Below are 16,004 nucleotides of genomic sequence, written 5' to 3' on the forward strand. Positions count from 1 at the left end.
CAATTCGTGGTGCCTTCCTGGATTCGTTGAAGCAAGTAGGGTTTATACGGATCTAACTTGCTTGCCCGTTTCGTTCGCTTGGAGCTCCGAGGGAGCTTTTCGGCGTTTATGTATTTGCGGATGGTTTTCCGGTCAAAGCCGGTCTCTTGGGCAATGGCTGTTAACGACCATCCCTTTTGATACAATTCCCGAATCATAAAAAATTCCTCCATTTTCAACATCGACACATACTCCTCTGCAACGTGGTATATGTCGATTATCCTTGATAAATGGGGAATTTTAAAACGGCGTTATTGGGTATTTTATCACCGGCGGTGACATGCTTGTTAAATCGGTTGCCGGAGGAACATTCGCATCGAAAGTTTTTCGAAGTGGAGCTGTACCGGAGCAAAGCCGGAAAGTTGGGCGAAGCCCGAATGAAAAAGAAGTTCAAGGAGTTTTATAGTGAAGAAGAGCATCACATCATTTGGAATCTCAATTTAGCGATTGGTGATTGGAGAGTGCAGATGGACGGGCTGCTGCTGACAGACCGCTGTGCCTTGATCATCGAATCGAAGAATATCAGCGGAAAAATTCATTTTGATGAAGCTACAGGCGAGTTTTACAGATTCAATGAAATTGAAGAAAAAACAGTGATGGAAGATCCGGTCATTCAATTAAACAAGCATATGCGCTTTCTCGAAGCCTGGTTTAAACTTCAGAAAATCAACTTGCCGATTGACGGCCTCATAGTGTTTACCCCCAAACAATGCGAATTCATCTCAAAGCCAAAAGATAAGTTCTTTTGCAAAACGTATCAGATGGTGAATTATCTACACATCATTCTTCAAAATTATCCTCAAAGTACAGCCTCACATAGATTAATGAACGTTAAGAGCGCGATTGCTGACAACCAAGTGCCTTACCAGCGGATTCCTTTGTATGAACAATATCGGTTGGATCCGAAGGAGTTAAGAGCGGGAGTGCGGTGTTATAAGTGCAAATATTATTCCATGGAACGAAAGAATAAAAGATGGAAATGTAAAAAATGTGGTAAGAAAGCCTTGTATGCTCATGCTTATGCAGTCAGTGAATACTTTTCATTGATTGGTAATACAATTTCTAATCGTCAATTTCGTGAGTTCTGTACTATTGAATCTCAACCGGTAGCAACTCGTTTAATTACCGGATTGAACTTAGAAGAGTCAGGTGAACGAAAGGGAAGGAAATATCGGTTAAGAAATGAGCTCAAGAGCCTTAAAATGTTGGAATCGCAGATATAATTCTAGAACCGCAGATAAATTGCCAGTAACGCAGATAAAAAATTAGTATCACAGATAAAACTATTTAATCGCAGATAAATAAAGATTATCGCAGATAAAAAGTTGGTGAAGTATTTTTTCCGCTTTTCGTCCGCGAAAAGCATCCATTCCAGCCTTTCATCTCGGTTTTTAAAACCTTTAGCCCTCCGCCAGCGGAGGGCTTTTAATATGCCTAGGCCGCATTCAGCGGCCCGATTATATCAAAATCATGTAAATAATACTTTACTTAATGTTAAGTATAATGTACATTATGTTATATAAACCGAACATGAAAACGAATAAAGGAGGAAGCGAATGCTGAAGAATCGGGTGAAGGAGCTGCGGGCGCGGTACGGGTTTACGCAAAGTGATCTAGGCAAGCAAGTGGATGTCACGCGGCAAACGATTGCATTTATTGAAAAAGGGGAGTTTTCGCCGTCGATTACGCTGGCGTTGAAACTAGCGAAGGCGCTTCAAACAAATGTGGATGAATTATTCTGGTTGGAAGGGGATGAAAGAGATGAAAAATGATTTTCGATTGCAGTATCCGCTATGGCAGATGGGGTTTATTATTTTGCTCGGCGCATTTGCTTATGGGTTAAGCTCACCAGTGACTGAAGTGGTCAATACAGAAACAGAGAACAGCATTATGATAAGCATAGGAGGAACACAGAGCCTTTTTGCAATGATTGCACTTCTGCTTTATTTCATTCTGCTTGCAGTATTCGCTTATCAGCTTCGTAAGCACAATAAAAACAATCCACACCAAAAAGTTTCCGCGTTCTCCATCCGGCCGCCTGAATACCTGGAGCAGGATGAAGGAATGACGTACATCACAAGAAAAGCGGCTCAAAAAGTGTATACCTTCATCACGTGGAGCCTGCCTTTATTAGCGGCGTTTGCCATGATCTTGCCGCTTCCGAAACTATTCATCATTTGGGGCATCTTACTGGTTGCGCTTGGCCAATACTGGATTTATTACCGTGAAGTCAGAAGCCATTTGAAGGAGGACGCAGAATGATCTACGAATATTTTCTTGTTTTTTTGGGAGCCGCAGTTCCATGGTTTGAAATCGCAGTGGTTGTTCCGCTCGGCATCGTCTGGGGGTTGTCGCCCCTTTGGGTTATGGTATTGGCGTTTGTCGGCAACATGCTGACGGTTCTTGCATTGATCATCGGCTTTGACCGGTTTAAAGTCTGGTACCTCAAGCGGCAGGAAGCGAAAGGCAAGGCGCAAAATAAAAAAAGCGAGCGTGCCAAGAAGATCTGGAATAAATACGGCTTGCCTGGGCTCGCGATGCTTGGTCCGATTTTGATTGGAACGCACATTGCCGCTTTCATCGGTATGACGCTCGGAGCGACAAAAAAGAATACGACCATTTGGCTGACCATCAGCATCGCCGCCTGGACATTGGTTTTCGGCATTCTGACCGCACTTGGCTTTGACTTTTTCACAAGAGAACTTTAAGTCACAAGCTGCAAGGCGCCTGCGTATTTCGATGTCCAGACTCCGGTGCCTAGGCCCTCGAGGTCGCTTCGGTCATGGCCCGAATGACAAAGGGCGCCATTCATGCCAAGCCCTCCAGCGCTTGTCGGGCCTTGCGAGGCACCTGCGCTTTTCGATGTCCAGACTCCGGCGCCCAGATTTTCGGGGTCATAAGCCAACCCGGCTGTGCGGCAAATAGCGCCGCTTCGCCGATTCGTCTTATGCCCGTCGAATCTACATGGGCGCCTGCGCATTTCTGTATGCTATACTTAAGCTATTCTGAAATAAAGGCGTGAACGAAACATGAAAAGAATCGAATCCACTCAAAACTCACTCGTCAAGCACTGGAAAAAGCTTGTCACGACCCGGAAAGAACGCGATAAATTTGCGGAATTTCTGGTGGAAGGCTTTCATTTGACGGAAGAGGCAGTGAAAAAGAAAAGCTTGATCAAATCGCTGATTGTCCGGGAAGGCGTCGACATTCCGGAAGAATGGGACGTATCGGATGTACCGCAATACTCAGTGACGGCCCAGGTAGCAAAAGAGATTTCGGAAACGGAGCACTCGCAAGGAATTTTCGCCCACTGTGAGCAGCCGGAATTCTCGGAAGAAGAGCAGCAGACGTGGACGAAATTATTATTGATTGATGCTGTACAGGATCCCGGCAATATCGGCACAATGATCCGCACGGCTTTGGCGAGCGGCATGGATGCAGTTGTTCTTGGAAAAGGCTGTGCTGACCCGTACAATCCGAAAACGGTCCGGTCGGCGCAAGGCTCGAATTTCCAGATCCCGGTTGTCAAAGGGGAATTGGTGGAATGGCTGCCAGCATTAAAAGAGCGCAGCATTCCGGTGTATGGAACGGCACTCCTCAACGCAACACCGGTACATGAAGCTGAAAGCCAGGAGCAATTCGCTTTGCTTGTCGGCAACGAAGGCAGCGGCGTGGATCCGGTCCTATTGCAGCAGACGGACCAGAATTTGGTTGTGCCGCTTTACGGCGCTGCTGAATCCTTGAACGTAGCAGTTGCAACGGGCATCTTGCTGTACAGCCTGGTGCCGAAAAACTAAGTTTGATTAAACTTACAGGATTTCGTATAATGAAAGAGTAAATAATGAAAAGCTGTGACCGGGAAGAGTACGTCGCGCGCATGCATAAAGGGAGTCTGCACCTTGACTGGGAGTGCGGATATGCAAAACGCCTCGGAAGTTCACCCCGCGAGCTGCCTGACGGGACCAGCAGCAATGCTGTAAAGACAGGCCGGTGAAGAGCCGTTACGTAAATGAGTGATTGCGCCTTGTGCGCATTAACTAGGGTGGTACCGCGAATAATGCCTCGTCCCTTTTCTGGGACGGGGCTTTTTACTGTTTAAAGGAGGAGAAAAGATGGAAGCACAATTGCAAGAATTGAAAACAGAAGCGCTAGAGAAAATTTCAGCGTCAACAAACGTAAAAGAATTGAACGATGTCCGTGTGGCGTATTTAGGAAAAAAAGGCCCGATTACGGATCTATTGAAAGGCATGGGAAAACTCCCTGCCGAAGAACGTCCGAAAATGGGGGCGCTTGTCAACGTTATCCGCGAGGAAGTGACGGCGTCTCTTGAAGAGCGCATGGCGATCCTGGAAGAACAGGCGATCAACGAAAAACTGCAAAGCGAAACGATCGACATCACCTTGCCGGGGCGTCCTGTTAAAACAGGAAACTCACATCCGTTGACGCGCGTCGTTGAAGAAATCGAAGATCTTTTCGTTTCAATGAGCTACGAAATCGCTGAAGGCCCGGAAGTGGAAAAAGACTACTATAACTTCGAAGCTTTAAATTTGCCAAAAGGCCATCCGGCACGCGATATGCAGGATACCTTCTATATAACAGACGAAATCTTGCTGCGTACGCATACGTCGCCTGTTCAGGCACGCACGATGGAAATCAAAAAAGGCGAACCAATCAAAATCATTTGCCCCGGGAAAGTGTACCGCCGCGACAGCGATGACGCGACGCATTCACACCAGTTCACGCAAATCGAAGGATTGGTCATCGGCGAAGACATCCGCATGAGCGACCTTAAGGGGACGCTTCAAGTGTTCGCGAAGAAAATGTTCGGAGACGACCGCGAAATCCGTCTGCGCCCAAGCTTCTTCCCGTTCACGGAGCCGTCCGTTGAAATGGACATCTCCTGCTTCAAATGCGGCGGGTCGGGCTGCAACGTCTGCAAGAAAACCGGCTGGCTTGAAATTTTGGGTGCCGGCATGGTGCATCCGAACGTACTGGAAATGGCAGGCTATGACTCAAAACGCCTGACTGGATTCGCTTTCGGCATGGGGCCTGAGCGCATCGCAATGCTGAAGTACGGCGTTGAAGACATCCGCCACTTCTATACGAACGACGTCCGCTTTTTATCCCAATTCCAACGCACTGAAGTTTAAGGAGGAAATAATACATGTTAGTATCCATTAAATGGCTGAAAGATTATATAGATACACAAGACTTGGCACCTGCTGATTTGGGTGAAAAAATTACGCGCTCCGGCATCGAAGTGGATGCGGTGATCGACCGTTCCCACGGCATGACAAATGTCGTAGTTGGCTACGTAGAATCATGCGTCAAACATCCGGAAGCGGATAAACTATCAATTTGCCAAGTAAACGTCGGCGAAGAAACAACACAGATCATCTGCGGTGCGCCGAACATTGCAGCAGGCCAAAAAGTCATCGTGGCTCGTCCAGGTGCTAACCTGCCCGGCGGCATGAAAATTAAAAAGGCCAAACTGCGCGGCGAAGAATCAAACGGCATGATTTGCTCGCTTCAGGAACTGGGCATTGAAGGCAAGCTTGTGCCAAAAGCGTATGCAGAAGGCATTTATGTATTGCCGGAAGATGCGGAAGTCGGAAGCGACGTCATTGCAAACTTCGATTTGGATGATACCGTGCTTGAACTTGGGCTTACGCCGAACCGCGCCGATGCCATGAGCATGCTTGGTGTGGCTTATGAAGTAGGAGCCATTCTTTCGGAAGACGTCAAATTGCCGGAATCAAATTACACGGAAGCAGCTGATTCTGCGGAATCTATGCTGTCGTTGAACGTCGATTCACCGGAAGCGAATCCGTTATACGTTGCGAAAGTGATCCGCAACATCGAAGTGAAGGAATCGCCGATGTGGCTGCAGCAGCGTTTGATGGCTGCCGGTGTTCGTCCGCACAACAACGTGGTCGATGTGACGAACTATGTCTTGATGGAATACGGCCAGCCGCTACATGCGTTTGACTACGATTCATTGAAAACAGGAAATATCACGGTCCGCCAGGCAAAAGAAGGCGAGAAAATTACAACGCTGGATGATACCGAACGCACCTTATCTGCACATAACCTGGTGATCACAAACGGCGAAGAACCTGTAGCGCTTGCAGGCGTGATGGGCGGAGCCAACTCGGAAGTCAGCAATTCGACAACGACAATTGTCATTGAATCCGCCTATTTCGCATCAGGTTCGATCCGCCAGACGTCGAAAGACCATGGCCTCCGCAGCGATGCAAGTTCGCGCTATGAAAAAGGCGTGGACCCGAACCGCGTCATCCCGGCCGCAGAACGTGCCGCAAGTTTGATTGCGGAACTTGCAGGCGGGGAAGTGCTGGCAGGATCGCTTGTGTTCGATCAGCTGGACCGTGAAGAAAAAATCGTGAAAGTGTCTCCGGACTTTATCAATACGCGTCTTGGCATGAAGATTCCATTTGAGGACATGATGGAAATCCTCGGCCGCTTGAAATTCAATACCGATGCCATCAACGGCCAATTGGTGATTTCCGTGCCGACACGCCGCCAGGACATTCAAATAGAAGAAGATGTTGTGGAAGAAATCGCTCGCCTCTACGGCTACGATGAAATTCCGGCAACGCTTCCGGTAACAGAAGCAGCACCGGGCGGCCTGACGCCGTACCAGGAAAAGCGCCGCATCGTCCGCAAAGTGCTAGAAGGGGCTGGCCTCCTTCAGGCGACGACGTATTCACTGACGTCTGAGAAATCAGCGACGCAATTTGCATTGACGGAAACGGAAACCACAAAACTGTTGATGCCGATGAGTGAAGAACGCAGCACACTGCGCCAAAGCTTGCTGCCGCATTTATTGGAATCGGTATCGTACAACACAGCCAGAAGAATGGATTCGGTTGCTTTGTATGAAACAGGCGCTGTGTTCTTGAAAGCCGACGATGAATTATTGAACGAAGAAGAGCATCTGGCAATCGCCATGACCGGCTTATGGCTAGACCATAGCTGGCAAGGCGAGAAGAAAGAAGTCGACTTCTTTGTGCTGAAAGGCATTGTCGAAGGTTTGGCGAATCGCCTGGGCGTTGAACTGGCATTCGAACGCGGCCAGATGGACGGATTGCACCCGGGACGCACCGCCTTCATCATGCTGAACGGCAACCGGATTGGTGTGATTGGACAGCTTCACCCGACCGAACAAAAAGCACGCGATTTGAAAAATACTGTTGTGATGGAACTGAACCTTTCGGCTTTATTGGAAGTTCAGCTGGATGCACTAGTGTACACACCCGTGCCGCGCTACCCGTCGATTTCACGTGACGTTGCTTTGGTTCTTTCAAAAATCGTTGAAGCCGGTACGATCGAAGCGGTCATCCGCAACGCAGGCGGCAAACTGTTGAAAGACGTGCGCGTCTTTGACTTGTACGAAGGCGACAAGATGGAAGAAGGCAAAAAGTCAGTGGCATTCTCATTGACATACTTCGACCCTGAAAAAACGTTGACAGACGAAGAAGTGACGAATGCTCATGAGAAAGTTTTGAGTGCGTTGACTGAAGTGGGCGCTGAGTTGCGCAGCTAATTAGATAGGAAAATTGAATTATCAAACGAAGCGGAATCCTTGTGATTCCGCTTTTTTGTGTAATTAAACAGGTCGGAAGCATCTATTTTCTGCTTCTTAATAATTAAAAAGAACTAGTAAATTATTTTTCCTGTGATAAACTGGGAATAAAGGGATTTTAGTAGTAAAAATGGCATAAGTGATGTCCCGGTCCATAAATTCCTATAAGAAGGAGGAGCACAGTGAAAAAACTGATGAAAAATGAGCAAGGATTAACACTGGTAGAAATTTTGGCCACTCTAGTTTTATTGGGAATTGTATTCGTTGGCATCATGAGCGTTTTTTCTCAAATGACATTATTTAATGATAAGACGTATACGAAGCTGGATACGATGAATCTTGCGCGGCAGGAGATGAGCGAGATAAAAGGGATGACTTTTACAGGTGCGCAGATTGAGATATTAAGCAAGTTAGAAACAGATCCTATAAGTCTTTATGTTCGAAAAGCAGCGAAGAATGAAGTGGATGCTGGAGGTAAAGTAATTCATTATCTGGAGAAAAATGAAGGCGATTACCGTTATGAATTGCGTTTTTATGAAGATCCTAAATTCACCGGACAAACAGGCATTGAAAAATTGTATCAAGTTCATTTAATAGTAAAGTCTGGTGATACGTTCAATAGCGAGACTTTTGGATATATTGAAGGCAGCTAAGAAGATAACCTTTATGAAAAAGAAAAGCTTCAAAGATGAAGTTGAATTCTGATTTATTAGTATTAAATTGAGGGGGTCTGATTGTATTGAAAAAATTGAAAGAAGAGGAAGGATATACGCTGGTCATTGCGTTGTTAATGATTGTGTTGTTCTTGAGTTTCTCTGCGGTATTTATTCAAGCTTCTCTTAGCCATGCAAAACAGGAACAAACGGTCGATCAAGGAAATCTAGCTGTAACAGCTGCTGAGATGGGTGTAGAAAAATATTCAAAAGAAGCAGAAAATATTTTTGCTAAAGTTTATGCAGAGATAAATGCAAAAGCTTTGGTGAAGAAAGCGGAACTAGAAACAGAAGTGAAAAAGTACCCAAATCATCAGTCGATAAATATTGGCTGTCCTGTTGTAGCAGGTCAAGCGATGCAGGTTTGGATTAAATGCAATATTGATAAATACGACGAAGACTTAAGAAATGAATTCTTTACTAAGATGAGTACTGAACTTAATAATCTAAAAACTAATGCGAATAAAGTCGTTATCAGCGATACGCTTACTCATAAATTAAAAGATCTTACAATTATGCCGATGAGCAGTACAGACAAGTCGATTAAGTTAACAATTAATGTAGCTGGAGAAAAAAGTAATGTAGTCCAAAGTGGCTCTGCAACTCCAACTGCACAAAGAACAAAAACTCTTTCTTCAGACCTTAGTTTTCCTGAAGTTCCATTTTTTGATGATAGCGCCGTTTCAGAGGTAGAAGTGAAGTGGGGGCAGCCAATTACAGAAGTGACAAATTTCTTTCCTCAATTGACTAACAAACCTTTGGGAAGTTGCCCTGCTGTTTCCGCTATCACTAAGACTATGCCACCGTGTAAATTTAGTGGAGTGATAAATGAAGAATATTTACAGAAATTACGTGAAGTAGGGGTAGATAGTTCATTTTATATTAAAGTAGATCAATTTCCGAATCAGATGAATAACTTTAATGCTTACAATATCCCGATATTAGCGGATGGAGGTACAATTACTACTAATACGAATATCAATCAAACTGATAACCTGACTCTTTACTATAAAGGTCTATTAGCTTTTCAAAATACAAATAAGCATACAAATAATAATTTCATTGTTGCGGAAGTTATCACTTTTCAAAATAACCAAAATATCGTTAACAATACAATTATTAATGTAGGTAATAGTGCGAAAAGTACTTATACTGCTAGTAAAATCACCATTAATGATGGCACAAAACTTTGCGTAAATCTTGACGGAATAACACCCTCTCCTAGTACTCTATTTACTACTATCGATACGAGCAATGATAATGGCCAAAGCAACTCAGATATAGCAGTAAAAGGCACAGGGAAAATTTATCTCTATTCTAGTTCCAAAACTCCAACGCCGCAGCCTACAACTCAAAAAGTAGTATACTTTAACGATGCCACAAAATTCCTAGAAAGCTGTGGCGTATCCATCAACTACAATGTTGAAGGTAAAGAGAAATTCAGTTTGCCGCTGCTAATCTCCGAGTTAGATTGGGACTTAGAAATGGACGTAGACTACCAACCGCAACCTTAATCAATTAACGGAATCCTCGGGTTCCGTTTTTTCATTCTCTCTAGTACTTAATCCTTAAAAAGTTTTACCATTTATTACAATGATATGTTAATATAAGATTATTCCAAAAACTACTAAAACTAATAAAAAACCCGAGAAACACCCCGAGTTTTCGAACAGATCTTCATCTCATTTAGAACGCCGTTTAAAAGCCAAATCCTTCGCTTTCTTCGTATTCGCAAAATGCACTTTCGTCACCGACTGCAAAAACTCTTCACCGTGCTTCAACAAGATCTTCGCTGCCGCTTCATCGACGATTTTCCCGGCGCCTTTCGGCAGCGTGACGCCGGCTTTTCGGCTGAGCGCGTCCATTTCTTCCAGGAAAGCAACGCGGGCGATGATCGATGCGCAGGCGACAGACACGTGAAGGCCTTCCGCTTTTGTAGAAAACAGGACGTTTTCACGGATAATTTCCTCTTCGTCTTTAATGTGTTTATAGTAGATGCCGCGTTCAGCAAACTGGTCGATCAGGATGGCATCGGGTTTTTCAGGCGCCATCTTGCGCAGGACATGCTTCAAGGCTTGATTGTGCAGCAGCGCTTTGATTTTTCCTTGGGACCAGCCTTTGCTTTGGACGGCATTGTACTTGTCATTTTTTAGCGTCAGCACGCTATGGATAAATGCTTCTTTTAAATCCGGCGCGATTTTCCGCATGTAGTCGTCGGTCAATTGCTTCGAGTCTTTTACGCCGAGTTCATGGGCAAGCGCCACTCCTTCAGCAGGGACGTAACAGGCCGCTACTGTGATGGGACCGAAGAAATCACCGGTGCCGGTTTCATCCGAGCCAAGAACGGATTTGTTCGCAAAATCCGGCGGCAGCGTATCGCCTTTAGTGGAGACGGTTTTAGCGGCGGAAGGGGAGGCGGAACCCCAGCGGGCAGCTTCGCGCTCAGCGCCGGCGCCTTGGAACATCACCTTGCCGGATTTGTAGACGGTCACGACAGTATCGGTCAATTTTGCAGTAAAACGGATGTACGGTGCTTTCGCCGCAATCTGCTTTTTTTCGTAATGATTGATCACTTGGAGGAGACTTTCCTCGGGAAGTTGGAGCACGGTATTCGACATGGTGGGTCTCCTTTCTAATAATTCACATTCTGGTTCGGTTCATGTTATGATTATATATAGAATTTCTAAGGAGGGATGGTACATTGGCAGAGGATCACAAAATCCGCACTTCGGTAAAGATATATGGCTATACTTATAAAATCGTCGGCGCTGAGACTTCTGCACATATGGAGTCCGTCGCATCGATTGTGGACAAGAAGATGCGTGAAATCCATGCGGTGGCCCCATCTCTCGACAGTTCAAAGCTCGCTGTACTGACAGCAGTAAATACGGTACATGATAATCTTAAACTGAAAGAGCGGGTAGAACAATTAGAAAATGAATTGAGAAAGTTGAAGGGTTGACGGACATGCTTGATATTATTTTATTGATTTTGCTGATTGGCGGCATCATTGTCGGCGCCAAAAGGGGCCTTGTGCTCCAGCTGATCCACATGGTAGGGTTTATTGTCGCACTCGTCGTTGCTTATCTTTACTACAAACCGTTGGCTGATTATTTTGTGCTGTGGGTGCCATACCCGGCTGTCAATGATGAATCACGGTTTACCATCGCCATCGAACAGCTTGACCTGGATCAAACCTTCTACCAGCTTTTTGCATTCGCGCTGATTTTCTTTGTGGTGAAATTCGGTTTGCAGCTGATTGCAACGATGTTCGATTTTCTCAAATATCTGCCGGTCCTTGGATTTGTCAGCAGAATATTAGGGGCGGTTTTAGGATTTATCGAAGTATACATACTCCTGTTCATTTTCATTTACGTGTTTGCGCTGCTTCCGATGGATGCGGTCCAAAACCAGCTCGAGAACTCAGGCATTGCGCAGTCGATGCTCGAACGAACGCCTTATTTCTCTGAGAAAGTAAAAGAATGGTGGTATATTTATACGTAACCAAAAACTTCTCTCTTGCCGAGGGAAGTTTTTTTAAGTCAAAATTACTGGAGGGCTCTGGGATGAATAAAAAAATTATCATCAGAACACTTGAAAAAATTGCATTGTATATGGAACTTAAAGGGGAAAACCCGTTCAAAGTATCGGCATTCCGCAAAGCGGCACAGGCGCTTGAACTTGACCAGCGCAGCCTGGATGAAATCGACGATGTGACAAAACTGAAAGGCATCGGCAAAGGGACGGGCGACGTCATTCTCGACTTAATGGAGAATGGCAAATCGTCTGTGCTCGAAGAACTGCAGGAAGAAGTGCCAAAAGGGCTTGTGCCGTTGATGAAGCTGCAGGGCATGGGCGGCAAGAAAATTGCCAAGCTTTATAAAGAACTGGGCATCGATTCCGCTGAATCGTTAAAACAGGCTTGCCTTGACCACCAGATCCAGAAACTGCCAGGCTTCGGGCCGAAATCCGAAGAGAAGATATTGAAGGAATTGATGGAATTCGATTCCAAACCGGGGCGCCACCCAATCTGGAAAACAGAAGAAGCGGTGGAATTTATCAATGGAGTCTTGTCCGGAATCGAAGAAGTGAGCGAATACTCAGTGGCAGGCAGCTACCGGCGCACGAAAGAAACGAGCAAAGACCTCGATTTTATCGTCGCTACCGCACAGCCGGCAATCGTTAAAGAACAATTGATCGATGCATTGCCGATTCAGGAAACCATCGCTTCCGGGGATACAAAGGTTTCGGTGACAGTGGAATTCCAGGATCCGATCGACATCGATTTCCGCCTCGTTGCGCCGGAAGAATTCGTTACGGCGCTGCACCACTTCACGGGATCGAAAGACCATAACGTGAAAATGCGGCAGCTTGCGAAATCGCAGAACAAGAAAATCAGTGAATACGGCGTAGAGCAGGAAGACGGAACGGTGGCGACTTTTGCATCCGAAGCCGATTTTTATGCTCATTTTGGTTTGCCGTTCATTCCGCCGACGGTGCGGGAAGATGGCCGGGAACTGGATTTATTGGATGACATTCCGAAGCTGGTTGACTTGGCGGATATCCAAGGAGACATGCACATGCACACGACTTGGTCGGACGGAGCCCATTCACTGACCGAAATGATTGATGCATGCCGTGCCCATAACTATAATTATATGGTCATCACCGACCATTCCGAGTACTTGAAAGTCGCCAACGGCTTAACGCCGGAGCGCTTATTGAAACAGAACGCGGAAATCCGCGAGCTGAATGAAAAATACGATGACATCGAAGTGCTGTCGGGCACAGAAATGGACATCCTGCCGGACGGTACGCTCGATTTTGACGATAGCGTGCTCGAACAGCTTGATTTTGTCATCGCAAGCATTCATTCGAGTTTCCAGCAGCCGCAGGAACAGATTATGGCTCGCTTGTTGACGGCGATGAAAAATCCGCATGTCGACATGATTGCACACCCAACGGGCCGCATTGTCGGACAGCGCGGCGGGTATGACCCGGATATGGAACAATTGCTCGACTGGGCAAAAGAATACGGCAAAATTGTCGAACTCAATGCTAGTCCGTACCGTTTGGACTTGGCAGTGGAACACCTGGAAATGGCGCAGGAAAAAGGCGTGCCGGTAGCCATCAATACAGACGCACATGCCATTGAACAGCTCGACGTGATGGCCATCGGTGTCCGCCATGCCCAAAAAGCCTGGCTGAAAAAGGACAATGTCGTCAACACATGGCCATTGGAAAAATTGAAAGAATACCTGAAAAAATAGGAGGGGTCTCGCTTGATCGCTGAACGCGCATTGAGAACGCTCGAATTTTATAAAATCCGCGATGAAGTGGCAAAATACTGCACGTCTTCGCTTGGAAAAGCCAAAATCGATGAGCTTTTGCCATCGACCGATATAAATGAAGTCAACCGCCTGCTGGAAGAAATGGATGAAGGAGCGCAGGTGCTCCGCGTAAAAGGGAATGTGCCGATGGGCGGCATTTTTGACATCCGCATGCACGCAAAACGCGCACAGATCGGCGGAAGTTTAAGCCCGATGGAATTGATGGAAGTATCATCGACGATCCGGGCAAGCCGCATCCTTCGCCAATTCTTTGAAGGCATCCGTGAAGAAGGGGATATTCAAATCCCGCATTTCCTGGAAAAGAAAGAATCGATGCCGATTTTGACCGCATTGGAACACGACATCAATATGTGCATCGACGACAACGGGGGAGTACTCGACAGTGCCAGTTCCACGCTGCGCACAATCCGCCAGCAATTGCGCGCCCAGGAAAGCCGGGTGCGCGAACGCCTGGAAAGCCTGATCCGTGGCAAAAACGCATCGAAAATGCTGTCGGACTCGATTGTCACGATCCGCAACGACCGCTACGTAATTCCGGTCAAACAGGAATACCGCAGCCATTACGGCGGCATCGTCCATGACCAGTCGTCATCCGGACAGACCTTGTTTATTGAGCCGGACGCAGTCGTCCAAGCCAATAACGAAGTGCGCCGTTTGAAAATGAAAGAAAAAGAAGAAATCGACCGCATCCTCCAAATGCTTTCAGCCCAAGTGCAGGAAGTGGCGCATGAGCTCTTTGAACTGGTTGAAGTGCTTGGCGAAATCGATTTGATTCTCGCGAAAGCCAAATACGGTTCGGCAAAGAAATGCTCCAAACCGGAAATGAACACAGAAGGCTACATCAATTTACGGAAAGCCCGCCATCCGTTGATTTCAATCGATGAAGTGGTGGCAAACGACATCGAGTTCGGCCGGGATGTAACGGCAATTGTCATTACCGGGCCGAACACGGGCGGGAAAACCGTCACCTTGAAAACGGTCGGCCTATTCACGCTGATGGCGCAGGCAGGCTTGCCGATTCCGGCGCTTGACGGTTCGGAACTTGCCGTTTTCGACCAGGTCTTTGCGGACATCGGAGACGAACAGTCGATCGAACAAAGCTTGAGTACGTTTTCTTCGCATATGGTCAACATTGTTGACATCTTAACGAAATTCGATGAACATTCATTGGTGATTTTTGATGAACTGGGTGCCGGCACGGACCCGCAGGAAGGTGCGGCCTTGGCCATTTCGCTTCTTGATGAAGTGCACGGCCGCGGCGCACGCGTCATTGCGACGACGCATTATCCGGAACTGAAAGCTTATGCCTACAACCGGCCGGGTGTCGAGAACGCCAGCGTCGAATTTGACGTGGAAACCTTGAGCCCGACTTACCGCTTGCTGATCGGTGTGCCAGGGCGAAGCAACGCATTTGAAATTTCAAAGCGCCTCGGCTTGCCTGAACACATCATTAAACACGCCCAGAGCTTTACCGGCACGGACCGCAGAGAAGTCGATTCGATGATCGCGTCTCTCGAGAAGAGCCGGAGAGAATCGGAGCGGGATGCCGAGCAGTCCAAAGAGCTCTTGGAACAAGCGGAACATTTGAAAAAAGATTTGGAAGAACAATTAAAGCAATACGAAAACCAGAAAGAGAAGCTGGAAGAAAAAGCGAAAGAAAAAGCACGTAAAATTGTCGAACAGGCGACACGAGAAGCAGAAGGCGTCATGTCCGAACTGCGCAAAATGCAAATGGACCAGGCGTCGAGCATCAAAGAACATCAGTTGATTGATGCCAAAAAACGCCTGGAAGCAGCCATGCCTGAAAACCGTGTACTGAAAAAAGCGGCTAAAGCCAATCAAACGCGGGAATTGAAGCCGAACGATGAAGTGAAAGTCATTTCATTCGGCCAAAAAGGGACGCTGGTGGAAAAAGTATCCGCCAATGAATGGATTGTGCAAATCGGCATCTTGAAAATGAAGCTGCCGGAAACCGATCTTCAGTACACCAAACCGGAAAAACAAAAAGAAACGAGAACGATGGCTACGCTTAAAAACCGGGACAGCCATGTGAAATTGGAATTGGATCTTCGCGGAGAACGGTATGAAGATGCAATAGTGCGTGTTGAAAAATACATCGATGATGCGTTACTATCTAATTACCATCAAGTTTCCATCATTCATGGAAAAGGGACGGGAGCCCTTCGCCAAGGCGTCCAGCAATACTTGAAAAAACATCCGCGAGTGAAAAGTTACCGCTTCGGCGAAGCAGGGGAAGGCGGCTCTGGCGTTACAGTCGCTGAGTTAAAGTGATTCAGT

At 46.6% G+C, this 16,004-nt stretch carries 15 protein-coding genes and 1 other annotated feature; of the genes, 13 read left to right on the forward strand and 2 right to left on the reverse strand.

Annotated features, from left to right (window positions below; all coding sequences use genetic code 11):
* Positions 1-221 (reverse strand): terminase gpP N-terminus-related DNA-binding protein (locus tag BLQ32_RS16570; protein ID WP_139150572.1); only part of this gene is annotated, 221 nt, incomplete at its 3' end.
* A gap of 102 nt (positions 222-323) precedes the next feature.
* Between BLQ32_RS16570 and BLQ32_RS16575 the strand changes: the two genes are divergently transcribed.
* The 9 genes from BLQ32_RS16575 to BLQ32_RS16615 all read left to right on the forward strand — a co-directional run bounded on the left by BLQ32_RS16575 (position 324) and on the right by BLQ32_RS16615 (position 9,869).
* Complete coding sequence (locus BLQ32_RS16575; protein WP_083335384.1) at positions 324-1,262, forward strand: nuclease-related domain-containing protein; 939 nt, start codon at positions 324-326, stop codon at positions 1,260-1,262.
* Positions 1,263-1,595: 333 nt separating this feature from the next.
* On the forward strand, positions 1,596-1,811 hold the full coding sequence (locus BLQ32_RS16580) for a helix-turn-helix transcriptional regulator (RefSeq protein ID WP_036804728.1): 216 nt from the start codon (positions 1,596-1,598) through the stop codon (positions 1,809-1,811).
* On the forward strand, positions 1,801-2,301 hold the full coding sequence (locus BLQ32_RS16585; protein ID WP_074511278.1) for a hypothetical protein: 501 nt from the start codon (positions 1,801-1,803) through the stop codon (positions 2,299-2,301). Before BLQ32_RS16580 ends, BLQ32_RS16585 begins: the two co-directional genes overlap by 11 nt.
* Entirely contained in the window at positions 2,298-2,747 is a 450-nt protein-coding gene (locus BLQ32_RS16590) for a small multi-drug export protein (RefSeq protein ID WP_074511280.1), read from the forward strand. Before BLQ32_RS16585 ends, BLQ32_RS16590 begins: the two co-directional genes overlap by 4 nt.
* Before the next feature lie 321 nt (positions 2,748-3,068).
* Positions 3,069-3,836 (forward strand): TrmH family RNA methyltransferase, encoded by a 768-nt coding sequence (locus BLQ32_RS16595; protein WP_074511282.1) that lies wholly within the window; start codon positions 3,069-3,071, stop codon positions 3,834-3,836.
* A gap of 45 nt (positions 3,837-3,881) precedes the next feature.
* Positions 3,882-4,112 (forward strand) — a binding site (T-box leader).
* A 39-nt stretch (positions 4,113-4,151) separates the two neighbouring features.
* Complete coding sequence (pheS, locus tag BLQ32_RS16600; RefSeq protein ID WP_074511284.1) at positions 4,152-5,189, forward strand: phenylalanine--tRNA ligase subunit alpha; 1,038 nt, start codon at positions 4,152-4,154, stop codon at positions 5,187-5,189.
* Positions 5,190-5,203: 14 nt separating this feature from the next.
* Complete coding sequence (gene pheT, locus BLQ32_RS16605; RefSeq protein WP_074511285.1) at positions 5,204-7,603, forward strand: phenylalanine--tRNA ligase subunit beta; 2,400 nt, start codon at positions 5,204-5,206, stop codon at positions 7,601-7,603.
* 221 nt (positions 7,604-7,824) lie between these two features.
* Positions 7,825-8,295 carry a type IV pilus modification PilV family protein gene (locus tag BLQ32_RS16610; RefSeq protein WP_074511287.1) on the forward strand — a complete coding sequence of 157 codons (471 nt, stop codon included), beginning with the start codon at positions 7,825-7,827 and terminating at the stop codon, positions 8,293-8,295.
* An 86-nt stretch (positions 8,296-8,381) separates the two neighbouring features.
* The gene (locus BLQ32_RS16615) at positions 8,382-9,869 is read left to right on the forward strand and encodes a hypothetical protein (protein WP_074511289.1); all 1,488 of its coding nucleotides are present in this window, start codon (positions 8,382-8,384) and stop codon (positions 9,867-9,869) included.
* A 168-nt stretch (positions 9,870-10,037) separates the two neighbouring features.
* On the opposite strand, the gene rnhC is transcribed toward BLQ32_RS16615, so the two are convergent.
* Complete coding sequence (rnhC, locus tag BLQ32_RS16620; protein WP_074511290.1) at positions 10,038-10,973, reverse strand: ribonuclease HIII; 936 nt, start codon at positions 10,971-10,973, stop codon at positions 10,038-10,040.
* 83 nt (positions 10,974-11,056) lie between these two features.
* On the opposite strand from rnhC, the gene zapA reads away from it, so the two are divergent.
* From zapA to BLQ32_RS16640, 4 genes are all read left to right on the forward strand, one after another.
* The gene (gene zapA / locus BLQ32_RS16625) at positions 11,057-11,317 is read left to right on the forward strand and encodes a cell division protein ZapA (protein ID WP_036806034.1); all 261 of its coding nucleotides are present in this window, start codon (positions 11,057-11,059) and stop codon (positions 11,315-11,317) included.
* Positions 11,318-11,322: 5 nt separating this feature from the next.
* Positions 11,323-11,859, forward strand: a complete 537-nt coding sequence (locus tag BLQ32_RS16630; RefSeq protein ID WP_036806269.1) for a CvpA family protein — start codon at positions 11,323-11,325, stop codon at positions 11,857-11,859.
* Between the two features lie 62 nt (positions 11,860-11,921).
* Positions 11,922-13,625, forward strand: a complete 1,704-nt coding sequence (gene polX, locus BLQ32_RS16635; protein WP_074511292.1) for a DNA polymerase/3'-5' exonuclease PolX — start codon at positions 11,922-11,924, stop codon at positions 13,623-13,625.
* 12 nt (positions 13,626-13,637) lie between these two features.
* Positions 13,638-15,998: an endonuclease MutS2 gene (locus tag BLQ32_RS16640; protein ID WP_074511294.1), complete on the forward strand. Its 2,361-nt coding sequence runs from the start codon at positions 13,638-13,640 to the stop codon at positions 15,996-15,998.
* Positions 15,999-16,004: the final 6 nt, after the last annotated feature.

Source organism: Planococcus glaciei (assembly GCF_900099655.1).
Classification (GTDB): Bacteria; Bacillota; Bacilli; order Bacillales_A; family Planococcaceae; genus Planococcus; species Planococcus glaciei.